The sequence below is a fragment of the Pseudomonas sp. 21LCFQ010 genome (assembly GCF_024129905.1).
Taxonomy (GTDB): Bacteria; Pseudomonadota; Gammaproteobacteria; order Pseudomonadales; family Pseudomonadaceae; genus Aquipseudomonas.
In genome coordinates this window covers 380,647-396,770 of sequence record NZ_JAMYDZ010000001.1, presented here as the reverse complement: position 1 = coordinate 396,770, position 16,124 = coordinate 380,647, and the positions used below count along the sequence as shown (strand labels likewise).

Below are 16,124 nucleotides of genomic sequence, written 5' to 3'. Positions count from 1 at the left end.
CGCGAAGACATCACCACAAAGGTTACATTTTTGCCACGCGCGCCTGGGCGTCAAGGCTGCGATTGAGCGCCAGCACATTGACCACCGGCGGGCCGAACAACGGCCGTTCAGTATGGGCCTCGATCAGCGCACGCAGTTGTTGCTCGGGCAGATTGCGTGCGACCGCCACGCGCCCGACCTGCCAGTCGGCGGCTTCAGGCGGCAGGTGCGGGTCCAGGCCGCTGCCGGAGGTGGTCAGCAAGGCGATTGGCACTGCGCCCTGCCCTTGGCTTTTCAACAATGTGGCGGTTTCAGCCACCCGGCTGGCCAATGCCGGGTTAGCGGCGGACAGGTTGCTGGCGCTGCTGGCCACCGTGGCAAAAGCGCCGGCCGAAGGGCGAGGCTGAAACCACTGCGGGCCATCGAAAGGCTGGGCAATCAGTGCCGAACCGCGGACCTGGCCGCTGGCATCACGCACCAGGCTGCCATTGGCCTGTTCGGCAAACGCCAGTTGCGCAACGCCGGTAACCGCCAGCGGATAGGCCACACCAGTGACCAGGGTCATCAACAGCAACAGGCTCAGCGCCGGGCGCAGGATGGTTGTCATGTACATCTCCTCGCAAAATTGATTACCTGTAGGAGGGGCTTGAGCCCCGAAGCAACAAATACATAGTCGCCGTCAGGCTGTGTCACACCAGATTCAGTGCACCAAGCAACAAATCGATCAGTTTGATCCCCACAAACGGCACAATCAGCCCGCCGACGCCGAAAATCAGCAGGTTGCGGCGCAGCAGGTGCGCAGCGCTGGCAGCCTGGACGCGCACGCCCCGCAGGGCCAACGGAATCAGCGCGACGATGATCAGCGCATTGAATACGATGGCCGAGACGATGGCGCTCTGCGGGCTGGCCAGTTGCATGATGTTGAGCACGCCCAGTTGCGGGTAGATCGCGGCGAACAGCGCCGGCAGCACAGCAAAATACTTGGCCACATCGTTGGCAATGGAAAAGGTCGTCAGTGCCCCGCGGGTGACCAGCAGTTCCTTGCCGACCTGCACCACGTCCAGTAGCTTGGTCGGGTCGCTGTCGAGGTCGACCATGTTGGCCGCTTCGCGAGCCGCCTGGGTGCCGTCGTTCATCGCCACCCCGACATCGGCCTGGGCCAGCGCCGGCGCATCGTTGGCACCGTCACCACACATCGCCACCAGACGGCCCTGCGCCTGCTCAAAGCGGATCCGTTCCAGCTTTTTCTCTGGCGTGGCTTCGGCCAACACATCATCGACCCCGGCTTCGGCGGCGATGGCGGCGGCGGTCAGCGGGTTGTCGCCGGTGACCATCACCGTACGGATGCCCAGCTTGCGCAACTCCTCAAAGCGCTCACGAATGCCAGGCTTGACCACGTCCTTGAGATGGATTGCACCCAGCAGGCGACCATCGCCGCACAGCAGCAACGGCGTGCCGCCGGACTTGGCAATGCGCTCGATTTCCCGCACCAGCGGCGCGGGCAGGTCGGCGCGGGTCTGGCCGAGAAACATCAGCAGCGAATCCACCGCACCTTTGCGATACACCTTGCCCTGGTAGTCCACCCCTGACAGCCGGGTCTCGGCACTGAACGGCACGCCGGTGACTTCACTCAGCGCCGGGGCCTGAATCGGGTGCAGGTTACGCAGGTACTCGACAATCGATTTACCCTCGGCGGTGTCGTCGGTCAGCGACGCCAACAAGCCGGCCTGGGCCAGTTGCTGCGGGCTGACACCGGGCGCCGCGTACAGTCCGGCGCAGCGACGATTACCGAAGGTGATGGTGCCGGTCTTGTCGAGCAGCAGTACATGCACATCCCCCGCCGCTTCCACCGCCCGCCCCGAACGGGCAATGACATTGAGGCGCACCAGCCGGTCCATACCGGCGATGCCGATGGCCGACAGCAGCCCGCCAATGGTGGTCGGAATCAAGGTCACCAGCAGCGCCACCAGAAACACCAGCGGCAGGCTGCCGCCGGCAAACCGGGCGAAGGGCTGCAGGGTCATGACCACCAGCAAAAAGATCAGGGTCAGGCCGATCAGCAGGATGTCCAGGGCGATTTCGTTGGGGGTCTTTTGCCGTTTGGCGCCCTCCACCAAGGCAATCATGCGGTCGAGGGTCGATTCGCCGGGGTTGACCTGGATGCGCACCAGCAGCCAGTCGGAGACCAGCCGGGTGTTGCCGGTGACCGCCGAGCGGTCGCCGCCGGATTCACGAATCACCGGCGCCGACTCACCAGTGATCGCCGCCTCGTTGACCGCCGCGATGCCTTCGATCACCTCACCGTCACCGGGAATCATCTCCCCGGCTTCGACCCGCACGATGTCGCCCTTACGCAGGGTGCCGGCATCCACCAGCCGCCATTGGCCGTCTTCGTCCCTCAAGCGGGCCTTGAGCCCTTCGCTGCCGGACTTGAGGCTATCAGCCCGGGCCTTGCCCCGCCCCTCAGCCAGCGCCTCGGCAAAGTTGGCGAACAGCACGGTGAACCACAACCACAGAGCGATTTGCACTGCAATACCGGTGGGCACTTGCGGATCGGGGATCAGGCACAGCACGGTGGTAAGCACGGCGGTCAGTTCCACCACCAGCATCACCGGCGAGCGCACCAGTTGACGCGGGTCGAGCTTGATAAATGCCTGGCGCAGCGCCGGGCGCCACAAGGCCGACAGGCTGGTCGCGGCAGGCAGGTTATGGGCCTGGACCGGCGGATGGTTGTCAGTGAGCATATTCATGTTCAGTCCTCAGAAGGCCGCAGTCAGAAACCCAGGCTCATATGGTCGGCAAGCGGCCCCAGCGCCAGGGTCGGCAAAAAGGTCAGGCCGCCCACCAGCAAGATGGTCACGGTCAGCAAAGCCACGAACAGCGGGCCATGGGTCGGGAAACTGTCGCTGCCCTGCGGCGCGCTCTGCTTCAGCGCCAGACTGCCTGCCAGCGCCAGCACCGGCAGGATGTAGCCGAAGCGGCCAATGAACATCGCCAGGCTGAGCATCAGGTTATGGAACGGGGTGTTGGCACTGAAGCCGCCGAACGCCGAACCGTTGTTGGCGGTGGCCGAGGTGTAGGCGTACAGCAACTGGCTGAAGCCATGCGGGCCAGGGTTGCTGACCGCACTGGCCGCGCCTGGCACGCTCGCCGCGATGGCCCCCAGCACCAGCACGCCCAGCGGCATGACCAGCAAGCTGGCGACCAGTAGCTTGACTTCCCGAGCCTGCAATTTCTTGCCCAGGTATTCCGGGGTACGGCCGATCATCAAACCGGCCAGGAACACGGCGATCAACACGTTGAGCAGCATGCCATTGAGGCCCACCCCGACGCCGCCGAAGATCACCTCGCCGACCATCATGTTGATCAGCGCGACCATCCCGGTCAGCGGGTTGAGGCTATCGTGCATGCCGTTGACCGAACCGTTGGAAGCAGCGGTGGTCGCCACCGCCCACAAGGTGGTGCCGGTCACGCCAAAGCGTGCCTCTTTACCCTCCAGCGACGGCGCCTGTTCCACGCCGCTGAACGTCAGGGTTGGGTTGGGCTGATACTCGGCCCACAACGCCAGCGCCGAGCCAATCGCCAGCAACAGCAGCATGCAGGCCAGGATCGCCCGGCTCTGGCGCAGGTCCTTGACGTAATGGCCGAAGCTGAACACCAACGCAGCCGGTATCAGCAGGATTGCCACCAATTCCAGCAGGTTGCTCAGCGCCGTAGGATTCTCGAACGGATGCGCCGAGTTCACGCCGAAAAAGCCACCGCCGTTGGTGCCCAGTTGCTTGATCGCAATCTGGCTGGCCGCCGGCCCCATCGGCAGGCTCTGCTGACTGCCTTGCATGGTCAGGGCATCGACATAATGGGCGAAGTTCTGCGGCACGCCCTGCCACACCAGCAGCAGCGCCAGCAGCAGGCTGATCGGCAACAGGCCATACAAGGTGGCGCGGGTCAGGTCGGTCCAGAAGTTGCCCAGGTCATTGGTCGAGCGCCGCGCAATGCCCCGGCACAACACGGCCAGCACGGCAATGCCGGTGGCGGCGCTGACGAAGTTCTGTACGGTCAGGCCGAGCATCTGGCTCAGGTAGCTCAGCGATGCTTCGCCGCTGTAGGCCTGCCAGTTGGTGTTGGCAACAAAGCTCATGGCGGTGTTGAACGCCAGGGTCCATTCCAGGCCCGGCAGTTGCTGCGGATTGAGTGGCAGCGCACCTTGCAGCATCAGCAAGGCAAACAGCAGCACAAAGCCGGCGGCGTTGAATGCCAGCAAGGCCAGCGCATAGGTTTTCCAGTCTTGCCCGGCCTTGGGATCAACACCGCTGAGCCGATAGCAGCCGCGCTCCAACGGCCCCAGCAATGGTGAAAGCCAGGTGCGCTCGCCCTCCATTACCCGATACCAGAAGCGTCCCAACAGCGGCGCGCTGCCGAGCAACAGCAGCAAAAAGGCGCCGATCAACAGATAGTCATAGCTGTGCATGGCCGCTCCTTACTGGCGATCGGCGCGCAGCAGCGCGACCAGCAGGTAAACGATCAGGCCGATGCCCAGCAGCAGTGAAACCCCATCCAGAACGCTCATTGATTTCCCCTCGGACCACAGTCAGGCGGCAAAGGCCGCGTGAGTGAATTGTCAGCAAGGGGGGCGTAAAGGAACGAGATCGAAGAAGCCCGGCGGGCATAAAGAATGTGTAAAGAAGCGCGGTAGCGCAGGCTCAGCGATGGCTAACCAGCCTTTTGCGCGGGTTTTCTGCGCAAGGACTGTAGGGCTTCAGACAGGGTTCAAGACGGCCGGGGCATAACCGGGCCGTAAAAGGAAGGTAAGCGCCGGCCGCCCGCAACCAGGCCGGGTTCAAGCGGCTGGTCTAAGCCAGCCGCCGCATGGACAGCGTCATCTGCGCCATCAGATCCCGTTGCTCTTTCAGTGAAAGAACGACCTGGGCAATCGCTCGGCTGGTGCTCAGGTCAGACACAGGGATGCTTGCCACATACAGCTCGATCTCGCCCGAAGACGGGTTGATGAGTTTCACCGACAGGCTGTCATTGGGAGCCAGGCCGCACTCGCACTTGCTGGGCAGAAAGGCGGTTTCAAGAACACGCTGCAACTCGGTTTTCGAATACATGGGCTTTCCTTGTCTGATTTCTCGTCAGACCACTATAGACAACGCTAATGGTAGCGCAATTGACCAGCAACCGGTCATGCCGCCGGGCCGATGATCAAGACAGACATTTGGGCGCTAACCGGCATCCGAATGCCGTTCGGATTTGCGCTCAGCGAGGCAATCAAAGGCACAATGGCGCCAATCGAGGGCAAGACTGGCTCAGTCAGATTTGACCCGGCACCTCATGGAGTAAGCAGTCAGACCTGGGAGGTCAAATGCAAGATGGTCAAGCGGTCAACCAGCAAGCGATAGACGCAGCGTTGATCGCCTTCTACCGCTACAAGATCGGAGAGTTAAGGATTCTTGATCTGGAGCGCGCAATGAGCTTTGAAGTCGGTGACGCCCTTTCCCGGAGCGGCTTGGTAAGGATCACAATCACACGCCTGGAATCGGGACGCTATCGACTCAGTGATAAGGGGGAGCATGCGATCACCGATGCCGGGCGTGCTCGACTGGAGGCGCTGCGTGGGTCATAGGGATCACACCGGCTTGGCATATGGAAAAGTTGAGGGCGACGTTTATCTGGCTTGTGCCATATGGGTTTGCGCGCATTTTGCGAATATTTTGCGCGAACACAAAAAAGCCGATCTATCTGATCGGCTTAAATGTCTGATTTTACTCAGGAATAATGGTCGGGACGGAGTGATTCGAACACTCGACCCCTTGCACCCCATGCAAGTGCGCTACCGGGCTGCGCTACGCCCCGACTCCGGTGATGAAACGCTTCCACTGTTGCGGAAGTGGTGAGGAATATACCCTAAGCTTTTGAATTATGGAAGCATTCTGGTTTTTTTGTTTCTCAGGACTTGAGTAACACCAGAACATCTTCCAGCTCGGCAATCATCTGCTGAATCATCTGCTTGTACTGCTGGGTGTCATCCTGAGGCTCGCCGCTGGTGAGGCGCAGACGCGCCCCGCCAATGGTAAAGCCCTGATCGTATAGCAGACCACGGATCTGCCGGATCATCAGCACATCCTGGCGCTGATAATACCGGCGGTTCCCGCGTCGCTTGACGGGGTTGAGCTGAGGAAACTCCTGTTCCCAATAGCGCAGAACATGCGGTTTTACCGCGCAAAGCTCGCTTACTTCACCAATGGTGAAGTAGCGTTTGCCCGGAATGGGCGGTAGCTCATGGTTATGGCTTGGTTCCAGCATAAGCTTCAACTCGGGCTTTCAACTTCTGCCCTGGACGAAAGGTGACTACACGGCGGGCTGTAATAGGGATTTCTTCCCCGGTTTTCGGATTTCGGCCCGGTCGCTGGCGTTTGTCGCGCAGATCGAAATTGCCGAAACCGGACAATTTCACCTGTTCGTTGTCTTCCAGCGCGTGCCTGATTTCCTCAAAAAACAGCTCGACCAATTCCTTGGCTTCGCGTTTGTTCAGGCCCAGTTCGTCATAGAGACGCTCGGCCATCTCAGCTTTCGTCAGAGCCCCCATACGTCATTTCCTTAACGTGGTGTTTAACCTCTCCTCAAGCGAGGTGAGGATTGCAAGCGTCGTTGCGTTGACCTCATCGTCATTAAGAGTGCGCGATGGATGCTGCCAGGTCAAGCCGACAGCGAGGCTTTTTCTATGCGGATCAATACCTTTACCTTGATACACATCGAACAGCCTGAGATCGGTGAGCCATTCACCGGCATTTTCGCGGATCACATCGAGAACCGCGCTGGCGGCAACATCGCGATCAGCCAGCAACGCCAGGTCACGGCGCACTTCAGGGAAGCGCGACAGCTCGCTGAACTTCGGCAGACGGCCTTCGGCAACTTCAGCCAGAACCAGCTCGAACACGAACACCGGGCGATCCAGGCCCAGCTGCCTGGCCAACTCAGGGTGCAGAGCGCCCAGGTAGCCGACTTCGCGACCGTCGCGCTCGATCAGCGCGGTCTGGCCAGGATGCAGTGCCGGGTGTTTGCCTGCTTTGAAAGTAAAGGCGTTCAACGCCCCCGCGAAGCCCAACACCGCTTCAACATCCGCCTTGACGTCGAAGAAATCCACCGCATCACGGCCCTGCGCCCAGCCTTCAGGCAGGCGGCTGCCACACACCACACCGGCCAGCATCGGCTGTTGCTTCAAGCCGTCGAGCTGACCGACAAAACGCAGGCCGCTTTCGAACAGGCGCACACGGTCCTGCTGGCGGTTGAGGTTGTGTTGCAACGCCTTGACCAGGCCCGGCCACAGCGACGAGCGCATCGCCGCCATGTCGTTGGAGATCGGGTTGGCCAGCAGCAGTGGCTGTACGCCTGGGTTGAACAGTTCAAACCATTTAGGATCGATGAAGCTGTAGGTGATCGCTTCCTGGTAACCACGGGCCACCAGCAGACGGCGCAGCTCCGGCAGGTCGCCACGCGCTTCGGCTTTGGCCTGAGGCGCCAGACGGGCTTGCGGGTAGCGAACCGGCAGGTGATTGTAGCCATACAGGCGCGCCAGTTCTTCGATCAGGTCGACTTCCAGACTGATATCGAACCGGTGGCTTGGCACTTCGACACGCCACTGGCCTTCACCCTCACGGCTTGGCGTGAGCCCCAGACCTGTGAGCAGGCGCTCGATCTGCGCTGCGTCGATGGCCAGGCCCAGCATCTGCTCGACACGAGCAGCACGCAGAGTGATTGGCTCGACTTTAGGCAGGTGCTGTTCGCTGGCCGCCTCGATGATCGGCCCCGCCTCGCCACCGGTGATTTCCAGCAACAGGCCGGTGGCCCGCTCCATGGCTTCACGGGCCAGTTGCGAGTCAACGCCGCGCTCGTAGCGGTGCGAAGCGTCAGTGTGCAGGCCGTAGGATCGCGCCTTGCCGGCCACCGAGATGGTGTCGAAGAATGCGCTTTCCAGGAAGATGTCCTGGGTCTTGGCGGTCACACCACTGTGTTCGCCGCCCATCACGCCGGCAATCGCCAGGGCGCGCTGGTGGTCAGCGATGACCAGGGTGTCGGCACGCAGGGTGACTTCCTGGCCGTCGAGCAGAACCAGCTTCTCGCCCTCCTCAGCCATCCGCACCCGAATGCCACCGTTGATTTCGGCAAGATCAAACGCATGCAGCGGCTGACCCAGTTCGATCATCACGTAGTTGGTAATGTCCACGGCAGCGTCGATGCTGCGGATATCCGAGCGACGCAGGCGCTCGACCATCCACAACGGGGTCGGACGCGACAGATCAACATTACGGATTACCCGACCCAGATAGCGTGGGCAGGCTTGCGGTGCCAGCACGTCGACCGGGCGCACTTCATCATGGCTGGCCGCAACGGCAGGCACTTGCACACGAGTGACCGGCGCGTCGTACAGCGCACCCACTTCACGGGCTAGCCCCGCGAGCGACAGGCAGTCGCCACGGTTAGGGGTCAGGTCGACCTCGATGCTGGCATCGTCCAGTTGCAGGTACACGCGCAGGTCTTCGCCCACCGGCGCATCGGCTGCCAGTTCCAGCAGGCCGTCATTGCCTTCACCCAGCTCCAGTTCAGCGGCCGAGCACAGCATGCCGTTGGACTCGACGCCGCGCAGCTTGGCCTTCTTGATCTTGAAGTCGCCGGGCAGTTGCGCACCGATCATGGCGAACGGAATTTTCAGGCCGGGGCGCACGTTAGGGGCGCCACACACCACCTGAAAGGTTTCGCTACCGCTGCTGACCTGGCAAACCCGCAGTTTGTCAGCGTCAGGGTGCTGCTCGGTGCTGAGCACTTCGCCGACCACAACACCGGAAAATACACCGGCGACCAGCGCCACGCTGTCGACTTCCAGACCGGCCATCGACAGACGCGCCACCAGCTCGTCGCGGGAGACCTGCGGGCTTACCCAGCCACGCAGCCATTGTTCACTGAATTTCATCCTGTTCTCCTGAAAGATTCTTTACCGGCACGACCTAGCGAAATTGCGCGAGGAAGCGCAAATCGTTGTCGAAGAACAGGCGCAAATCGTTGACGCCATAACGCAGCATGGCCAGACGCTCGACGCCCATGCCGAAGGCGAAGCCCTGGAACTGCTCCGGATCGATACCGGACATGCGCAGCACGTTAGGATGCACCATGCCGCAACCCATGACTTCCAGCCAGCCGGTCTGCTTGCAGACCCGGCAGCCGTTGCCGCTGCACATCACGCACTCCATGTCGACTTCCGCCGATGGCTCGGTGAACGGGAAGTACGAAGGGCGGAAGCGTACGGCCAGCTCTTTCTCGAAGAACACCCGCAGGAACTCTTCGATGGTGCCTTTGAGGTCTGCGAAGTTGATGTCGCGATCGACCAGCAGGCCTTCGATCTGGTGGAACATCGGCGAATGGGTGATATCGGAGTCGCTGCGATACACCCGACCAGGGCAAACAATGCGGATCGGCGGCTGCTGCGCCTCCATGGAGCGGACCTGAACCGGTGAGGTATGGGTGCGCAACAGCATGTTGGCATTGAAATAGAAGGTGTCATGCATCGAACGGGCTGGGTGGTGGCCCGGGATGTTGAGCGCCTCGAAATTGTGGTAGTCGTCTTCGACTTCCGGGCCTTCGGCAATGCCGTAGCCAATATGGGTAAAGAACTGCTCGATACGTTCCAGAGTGCGGGTGATCGGGTGCAGACCACCGGTGGTCTGGCCGCGGCCCGGCAGGGTCACGTCAATGCACTCGGCGGCGAGCTTGGCGGACAGTTCCGCTTGCTCGAACGACGCCTTGCGGGCATTGAGAACCTCTGTGACACGTTCCTTGGCATCGTTGATCAGGGCGCCGACTTTGGGGCGCTCCTCTGCCGGCAGGTTGCCCAGGGTCTTCATCACCTGAGTCAGCTCGCCTTTTTTGCCGAGGTAGTGAACCCGGATTTGCTCCAGGGCATTGATATCTTCGGCGCTTTGCACAGCCTCAAGAGCTTGGGAGACCAGCGCGTCCAGGTTTTCCATGTACAGACTCCAGATACGAAATAGGGGAAGAGCCCAGGCTCTTCCCCTATTTATGACGTTCAATACCAGCCCGGAAAATCCGGGCCAGTGACTGTCGGGGACTTAGGCCAAAGAGGCTTTAGCTTTCTCGACAATCGCAGCAAACGCCGCTTTTTCGTTCACTGCCAGATCGGCCAGTACCTTACGGTCGATCTCGATGGAAGCCTTTTTCAGGCCAGCGATCAGACGGCTGTAAGACAGACCGTTGGTACGAGCACCGGCGTTGATACGGGCGATCCACAGAGCGCGGAACTGACGCTTCTTCTGACGGCGGTCGCGGTAGGCGTACTGGCCTGCCTTGATAACCGCTTGCTTGGCGACGCGGAATACGCGTGAACGCGCACCGTAGTAGCCTTTAGCAAGTTTCAGAATCTTTTTGTGACGCTTACGGGCAATGACGCCACGCTTTACACGAGCCATGAGTTACTTCCTCTTAATCTTGATCAAAATTAACGCAGGCGCAGCATGCGCTCGACTTTTTGCACGTCAGACGGGTGCAGCAAGCTGGCACCGCGCAGTTGACGCTTACGCTTGGTCGACATTTTGGTCAGGATGTGGCTCTTGAAAGCGTGCTTGTGCTTGATGCCGTTGGCGGTTTTCAGAAACCGCTTGGCTGCACCGCTTTTGGTTTTCATTTTTGGCATGTTCGGATACTCCGCATTCAATTGATAAACATAACCGCAAGGCCTGCCGTGCCCTGGTGGTTACTTCTTCTTTTTCGGGGCGATGACCATGATAAGCTGGCGTCCTTCCATCTTCGGATGCTGCTCGACGGTCCCGTATTCCACGAGGTCAGCTTCGACCCGCTTCAACAGTTCCATCCCCAGCTCCTGGTGAGCCATCTCACGGCCGCGGAATCGCAAGGAAACCTTGGCCCTGTCCCCGTCACTAAGGAAACGTACCAGGTTGCGTAGTTTTACCTGGTAATCCCCTTCCTCCGTCCCTGGACGAAACTTGATTTCTTTAACCTGAATCTGCTTCTGGTTTTTCTTCGCTGCAGCGACCTGCTTCTTCTTTTCGAAGAGCGATTTGCCGTAATCCATGATACGGCAAACCGGGGGCACTGCGTCGGCAGAAATTTCTACCAGATCCAGTTTCGCCTCATCGGCGATACGAAGCGCTTCATCAATAGAGACGATGCCAATCTGCTCGCCATCAGCGCCAATTAACCGAACCTCGCGCGCCGAGATATTCTCATTGATCGGGGCCTTTGGTGCAGTTCGTTTATCTTGTCTCATATCACGCTTAATAATAATTACTCCGAATCTTGGCGACCACGCCGGGAAACCGCTTGCGTAAGGAATTCAGCGAATTGGGCGACCGGCATCGAACCTAGGTCGGCGCCTTCGCGAGTACGCACAGCGACAGTTTGCGTTTCGACTTCCCGATCTCCGATAACGAGGAGATAAGGAACCTTGAGCAAGGTATGCTCGCGGATTTTAAAGCCGATTTTCTCATTTCTCAAGTCGGACTTGGCACGGAACCCGCTTTCGAGCAGAGTTTTTTCGACCTGCTGGGCAAAATCGGCCTGTTTGTCGGTGATATTCATGATCACCGCCTGGGTCGGAGCCAGCCACGCCGGGAACGATCCCTCGTAGTGCTCGATCAGGATGCCGATGAAACGCTCGAACGAGCCCAGGATCGCGCGGTGCAGCATGACCGGGTGTTTGCGGCCGTTATCTTCGGACACATACTCGGCGCTCAGGCGGATCGGTAGGTTGAAGTCCAGCTGCAGGGTACCGCACTGCCAGACACGCCCCAGGCAGTCTTTCAGGGAGAATTCGATCTTCGGACCGTAGAAAGCGCCCTCGCCCGGCTGCAACTGGTACGGCAGGCCGGCACTGTCGAGCGCCGATGCCAGCGCAGCCTCGGCACGATCCCACAGTTCGTCGGAACCGACGCGCTTTTCCGGACGAGTGGACAGCTTGAGCTCGATATCCTTAAAGCCGAAATCTGCGTAAACGTCGAGAGTCAGCTTGATAAATGCCGCCGACTCGGACTGCATCTGCTCTTCGGTGCAGAAAATGTGTGCATCGTCCTGAGTGAAACCACGCACCCGCATGATGCCATGCAACGCACCGGACGGCTCGTTACGATGGCAGGCACCAAACTCGGCCAGACGCAGCGGCAGCTCGCGGTAGCTCTTCAGGCCCTGATTGAACACCTGCACGTGGCACGGGCAGTTCATCGGCTTAATGGCGTAGTCGCGGCTTTCCGACTCAGTGGTGAACATGTTGTCGGCGTAGTTGGCCCAGTGCCCGGACTTCTCCCACAGGCTGCGATCAACCACCTGTGGCGTTTTGATTTCCAGGTAGCCATTGTCACGCTGCACTTTGCGCATGTACTGCTCAAGCACCTGATACAGGGTCCAGCCCTGCGGATGCCAGAACACCATGCCCGGTGCTTCTTCCTGGGTGTGAAACAGGCCCAGACGCTTGCCGATCTTGCGGTGATCGCGCTTTTCAGCTTCTTCGATGCGTTGGACATACGCCGCCAGCTGCTTCTTGTCAGCCCAGGCAGTACCGTAGACGCGCTGCAGTTGCTCATTCTTGGCATCGCCGCGCCAGTAGGCGCCGGACAGCTTGGTCAGCTTGAATGCCTTGAGGAAGCGGGTGTTCGGCACGTGCGGACCGCGGCACATGTCGACGTATTCTTCGTGATAGTACAGACCCATGGCCTGCTCGTCCGGCATGTCTTCGACCAGACGCAACTTGTAGTCTTCCTGGCGAGCAGAGAAAACTTCGATCACCTCGGCGCGCGGGGTCACCTTCTTGATGACGTCATAGTCAGTGTCGATCAGCTGTTGCATGCGCTGTTCGATGGCCGCCAGGTCATCCGGGGTGAAAGGCCGCTCGTAAGCGATGTCGTAATAGAAGCCTTCGTCGATCACCGGACCGATCACCATTTTGGCGGTCGGATACAGTTGCTTGACCGCATGGCCGACCAGGTGCGCGCAGGAGTGACGAATGATCTCCACGCCTTCCTGATCTTTCGGGGTGATGATCTGCAGACTGGCATCGGTGCTGATCAGATCACATGCGTCGACCAGCTTGCCGTCGACCTTGCCGGCCACAGTGGCCTTGGCAAGACCTGCACCAATGGACAGTGCGACATCGTAGACCGATACCGGATTATCGAAAGAACGTTGACTGCCGTCGGGAAGAGTAATGATGGGCATGGCGCCTCCTCTCCTAGTGGTGACCCCTACCAAAGGTCACGTGGGTTGGGATGAGCCAGTAGCGATTCGGTGGTATGCCTGCCTCACAGTGGCAGGAGCCCTCAGGCCAACCGGACCGAACCCGATAACTGGATTGTACGAAACGTCTGCCTGCAGGGGCTTATAGAGAAAGCCGCCATTGCGACAGGAGCGGCATCCTAGCACAACCCGCGCGCTTGATACCTGCCGACATGAAATTAGATCCTTTTCTTCTATCAGGCTGAACCGCCGCCGCCTCAAACCGTCTCACAAGACGCAAGCCAGTAAAAAGTCTGACCAAGGAGAACACCATGAAGCTTCCAAGCCCGTCTGCCCTCCTCGCCTGCATCGCCCTGGCAGCCCCGCTGGGCGCGCAAGCGGCCATGGACAACACGACCCGTAGCACGTTCATCAACGAATGCGTCAGTGCTGCCAAGGCGCAGAATCTGGATGAGAAGTCGGCCAAGGCTCACTGCGACTGCGGCGCCAAACAGGTCGATGGGCATTTCAGCCAGGCGGAGATCACCAAGCTCAATAACTCTGGCGAGACCCCGGACCCGCAGCTGACCCAAAAGCTGCGTACCTTGGTCGCCGAAAACTGTGTCGCGAAAAAGAACTGACTCATCGCGCCTGCAAAAGGAACGATCGCCGTGATGCAGGTCAAAAATCTGCACCGGTGATCGCTACAGGCGGTTTTGAAAAACACCCCGGCGCGCTCAATTGAACTATCATCACAGCGTGTGCCCAGCAGGCTGAGCGACACGTTACTGAAATTCATGTTTCCGGAGATGCACCATGTCCAATCGCCAAACCGGCACCGTCAAGTGGTTCAACGATGAAAAAGGCTTCGGCTTTATCACCCCTCAAGGCGGCGGCGACGATCTGTTCGTACACTTCAAAGCGATCAAGGCGGAAGGCTTCAAGAGCCTGAAGGAAGGACAGACAGTCTCGTTCATCGCTGCACGGGGCCAGAAAGGCATGCAAGCTGAAGAAGTCACTATTGTCTGATTTGGCACCGCATAAAAAACCCCGTTGATGTTGACGGGGTTTTTTTATGCCTGGAGAAGCGTCTGCTCAGCCGCAGTTGACGCGAATCACCTTGCCAGTGGCATCGGTATTGACGTTGACCCGTTCCGAGCGGTACTCCAGCGTGACCATGTCGTTAGGGCCCAGGATGCGCGCATCCATCGCACCGGACTGGCTGCGAACCTGATTGAGCAATTCGAGCGTGGCCTGCTTGCCGACCGCCGACTGCGCGCCACCGGCATCGCAACGGCCATCACCGGCTGGACGCGCTGGCGCTTCAGCGGCCTTCGGCGCTTGGGATGGCGACTCGGGCGCGGATGTCGTGCTGCAGCCTGCCAGTAGCGATGTCACTGCGACAAAACCAAGTGTTGCGAATTTCCAGGGCATTACAGCCTCCTTTACCGATGAACAGGATCAGACCTTTTGCGACCACACGTAAGCGTATTGGTTGCACATAGCCGTCCGTGGGGCGGGAGTCTGCCCCAGTCGAGAGTTTACCGGGGTCGACAAATCGTCACAAAACGTTAATAGGTGCTTTGTGGTGACCCGCCATCCAATGCGTAAGTCGAAGTGCCAAAGAGGCGCGGTAGTGGTTTACTGCACGCGCCCGTTTTCAGCCAACAGAACGGGCTGCAAATAGCTGGACACCACACAGGACCATAGAAACATGTCAATCGTATCCATCGAAGCGGACATCAAGGCTCGCTGGCCGCAGGGGCAATGCGCGCACAGCCCCGGTTCCGCAGAAGAACTGGCAATCATTGCCATCGACTTGCTGATCAAGGAGCTGGGCACCGAAAACGCTCAAGCCTTTATCGGCCAGGTCTTGAGTCGCTACGCTGCACCGGCCATAGAAGCCTGAAGCCGGCATTCACTTCAGGCGCGCCAGACGCTCGCTGAGCAAGTCGAAAAACCCTTGAGCATCGCCATCAGCAACCCAGTACACGTTGTCGGGTTGCTTGAGGGTGCCGTACCAGTCTGCCACGGTCTGGCCAAAGCCAAGCCCCTCGCGGCTGTCGATAGCCAGGTTGACAGGCCTGCCCGAAAACAATTGCGGCTTGAGCAACCAGGCAATCACGCTGGCATCGTGCACAGGCCCGCCGGGCAAGCCGTAATGCTCCATGTCGAGTTTCACGTAGGCCTGCAGAATATCCTTGACCAGCTTGCCCGCCCGGTTACCCAGGCCGCCAATACGTGCAATGCGCGCGTCACTGGTGAGAATCTTGTGGGTGACATCCAGCGGAATGTAAGTCAGCTTCACGCCGCTAGCCAGCACCACCTGCGCGGCATGGGGGTCGGCAAACAGATTGAATTCGGCCACCGGGGTGATATTGCCGCCATTGAAGTGCGCACCCCCCATGACTACCACTTCCTTGATGCCCTGAGTAATTTCCGGCGCTTGGGTCAACGCCAGCGCCAGATTGGTCTGCGGCCCGAGCATGGCAATGGTGATACTGTGCGGCGCGGCATTGCTCAGCGTGCGAATCAGATAATCGACAGCATTGCCCTCAGCCAGCTTGGCCTGAGGCTCATAAACCTCAACCCCGGGCAGGCCTTCCTGGCCATGAACGTTTTCTGCGTAGATCGGCGGGCGCACCAACGGCCGTGGCGCACCGGCATACACCGGCACATTTTCGCGGCCGCCCCACTCCCTGGCCAACCGGGCATTGCGCGAGGTCTTGTCCAGCCGCACATTGCCCGCCACGGTGGTGATGGCCAGCAAGTTGAGTTCTTCAGGCGACGCCAGGGCCAGCAACAGTGCAACCACGTCATCGGCACCCGGGTCGGTGTCGATGATCAAATCACGCTTTTCTGCCGCCTGGGCAGTGGTTACCCCGAGCATGGCCACCATTGCCACTCCTGCA

General features: G+C 59.8%; 19 protein-coding genes and 1 tRNA gene. 4 read left to right on the top strand and 16 right to left on the bottom strand.

Annotation, left to right across the window (positions count from 1 at the left end; translation table 11 throughout):
* Positions 1-22: 22 nt before the first annotated feature.
* From kdpC to NJC38_RS01845, 5 genes are all read right to left on the bottom strand, one after another.
* Entirely contained in the window at positions 23-586 is a 564-nt protein-coding gene (kdpC, locus tag NJC38_RS01865; RefSeq protein WP_045490400.1) for a potassium-transporting ATPase subunit KdpC, read from the bottom strand.
* An 82-nt stretch (positions 587-668) separates the two neighbouring features.
* Positions 669-2,723, bottom strand: a complete 2,055-nt coding sequence (gene kdpB / locus NJC38_RS01860; RefSeq protein ID WP_253111364.1) for a potassium-transporting ATPase subunit KdpB — start codon at positions 2,721-2,723, stop codon at positions 669-671.
* 29 nt (positions 2,724-2,752) lie between these two features.
* Positions 2,753-4,447: a potassium-transporting ATPase subunit KdpA gene (kdpA, locus tag NJC38_RS01855; RefSeq protein ID WP_253110812.1), complete on the bottom strand. Its 1,695-nt coding sequence runs from the start codon at positions 4,445-4,447 to the stop codon at positions 2,753-2,755.
* Between the two features lie 9 nt (positions 4,448-4,456).
* Positions 4,457-4,546, bottom strand: a complete 90-nt coding sequence (gene kdpF / locus NJC38_RS01850) for a K(+)-transporting ATPase subunit F (RefSeq protein WP_253110809.1) — start codon at positions 4,544-4,546, stop codon at positions 4,457-4,459.
* Positions 4,547-4,829: 283 nt separating this feature from the next.
* Positions 4,830-5,087, bottom strand: a complete 258-nt coding sequence (locus tag NJC38_RS01845; protein WP_045490393.1) for a DUF1652 domain-containing protein — start codon at positions 5,085-5,087, stop codon at positions 4,830-4,832.
* A gap of 254 nt (positions 5,088-5,341) precedes the next feature.
* On the opposite strand from NJC38_RS01845, the gene NJC38_RS01840 reads away from it, so the two are divergent.
* Complete coding sequence (locus tag NJC38_RS01840; RefSeq protein WP_253110807.1) at positions 5,342-5,602, top strand: hypothetical protein; 261 nt, start codon at positions 5,342-5,344, stop codon at positions 5,600-5,602.
* A gap of 153 nt (positions 5,603-5,755) precedes the next feature.
* Here the strand turns inward: NJC38_RS01840 and NJC38_RS01835 are convergent.
* The 9 genes from NJC38_RS01835 to thrS form a co-directional block, all read right to left on the bottom strand.
* Positions 5,756-5,832 (bottom strand) — tRNA-Pro (locus NJC38_RS01835).
* 93 nt (positions 5,833-5,925) lie between these two features.
* The gene (locus NJC38_RS01830; protein WP_045490390.1) at positions 5,926-6,282 is read right to left on the bottom strand and encodes a MerR family transcriptional regulator; all 357 of its coding nucleotides are present in this window, start codon (positions 6,280-6,282) and stop codon (positions 5,926-5,928) included.
* Complete coding sequence (gene ihfA / locus NJC38_RS01825) at positions 6,263-6,565, bottom strand: integration host factor subunit alpha (protein WP_045490388.1); 303 nt, start codon at positions 6,563-6,565, stop codon at positions 6,263-6,265. The genes NJC38_RS01830 and ihfA overlap by 20 nt, the downstream gene beginning before the upstream one ends.
* Before the next feature lie 3 nt (positions 6,566-6,568).
* A complete protein-coding gene (pheT, locus tag NJC38_RS01820) occupies positions 6,569-8,947 on the bottom strand; it encodes a phenylalanine--tRNA ligase subunit beta (RefSeq protein WP_253110796.1) in 2,379 nt (792 codons plus the stop codon).
* A 34-nt stretch (positions 8,948-8,981) separates the two neighbouring features.
* Entirely contained in the window at positions 8,982-9,998 is a 1,017-nt protein-coding gene (gene pheS / locus NJC38_RS01815; protein WP_253110793.1) for a phenylalanine--tRNA ligase subunit alpha, read from the bottom strand.
* Between the two features lie 102 nt (positions 9,999-10,100).
* Complete coding sequence (gene rplT / locus NJC38_RS01810) at positions 10,101-10,457, bottom strand: 50S ribosomal protein L20 (protein ID WP_045490382.1); 357 nt, start codon at positions 10,455-10,457, stop codon at positions 10,101-10,103.
* Between the two features lie 29 nt (positions 10,458-10,486).
* Entirely contained in the window at positions 10,487-10,681 is a 195-nt protein-coding gene (gene rpmI / locus NJC38_RS01805; RefSeq protein WP_045490380.1) for a 50S ribosomal protein L35, read from the bottom strand.
* A 60-nt stretch (positions 10,682-10,741) separates the two neighbouring features.
* Positions 10,742-11,293 (bottom strand): translation initiation factor IF-3, encoded by a 552-nt coding sequence (gene infC / locus NJC38_RS01800; RefSeq protein WP_173426720.1) that lies wholly within the window; start codon positions 11,291-11,293, stop codon positions 10,742-10,744.
* Positions 11,293-13,215, bottom strand: coding sequence for a threonine--tRNA ligase (gene thrS / locus NJC38_RS01795; protein WP_045490378.1), 1,923 nt, complete (start codon positions 13,213-13,215; stop codon positions 11,293-11,295). Before thrS ends, infC begins: the two co-directional genes overlap by 1 nt.
* 329 nt (positions 13,216-13,544) lie before the next feature.
* On the opposite strand from thrS, the gene NJC38_RS01790 reads away from it, so the two are divergent.
* On the top strand, positions 13,545-13,853 hold the full coding sequence (locus tag NJC38_RS01790) for a hypothetical protein (RefSeq protein ID WP_045490376.1): 309 nt from the start codon (positions 13,545-13,547) through the stop codon (positions 13,851-13,853).
* Positions 13,854-14,028: 175 nt separating this feature from the next.
* On the top strand, positions 14,029-14,241 hold the full coding sequence (locus tag NJC38_RS01785; RefSeq protein WP_045490374.1) for a cold-shock protein: 213 nt from the start codon (positions 14,029-14,031) through the stop codon (positions 14,239-14,241).
* Between the two features lie 66 nt (positions 14,242-14,307).
* On the opposite strand, the gene NJC38_RS01780 is transcribed toward NJC38_RS01785, so the two are convergent.
* Positions 14,308-14,646 (bottom strand): I78 family peptidase inhibitor, encoded by a 339-nt coding sequence (locus tag NJC38_RS01780; RefSeq protein WP_045490372.1) that lies wholly within the window; start codon positions 14,644-14,646, stop codon positions 14,308-14,310.
* Positions 14,647-14,926: 280 nt separating this feature from the next.
* On the opposite strand from NJC38_RS01780, the gene NJC38_RS01775 reads away from it, so the two are divergent.
* Complete coding sequence (locus tag NJC38_RS01775; protein ID WP_045490369.1) at positions 14,927-15,121, top strand: hypothetical protein; 195 nt, start codon at positions 14,927-14,929, stop codon at positions 15,119-15,121.
* A gap of 9 nt (positions 15,122-15,130) precedes the next feature.
* Here NJC38_RS01775 and NJC38_RS01770 read toward each other — a convergent pair whose 3' ends face one another.
* A complete protein-coding gene (locus tag NJC38_RS01770) occupies positions 15,131-16,111 on the bottom strand; it encodes a nucleoside hydrolase (RefSeq protein ID WP_253111362.1) in 981 nt (326 codons plus the stop codon).
* Positions 16,112-16,124: the final 13 nt, after the last annotated feature.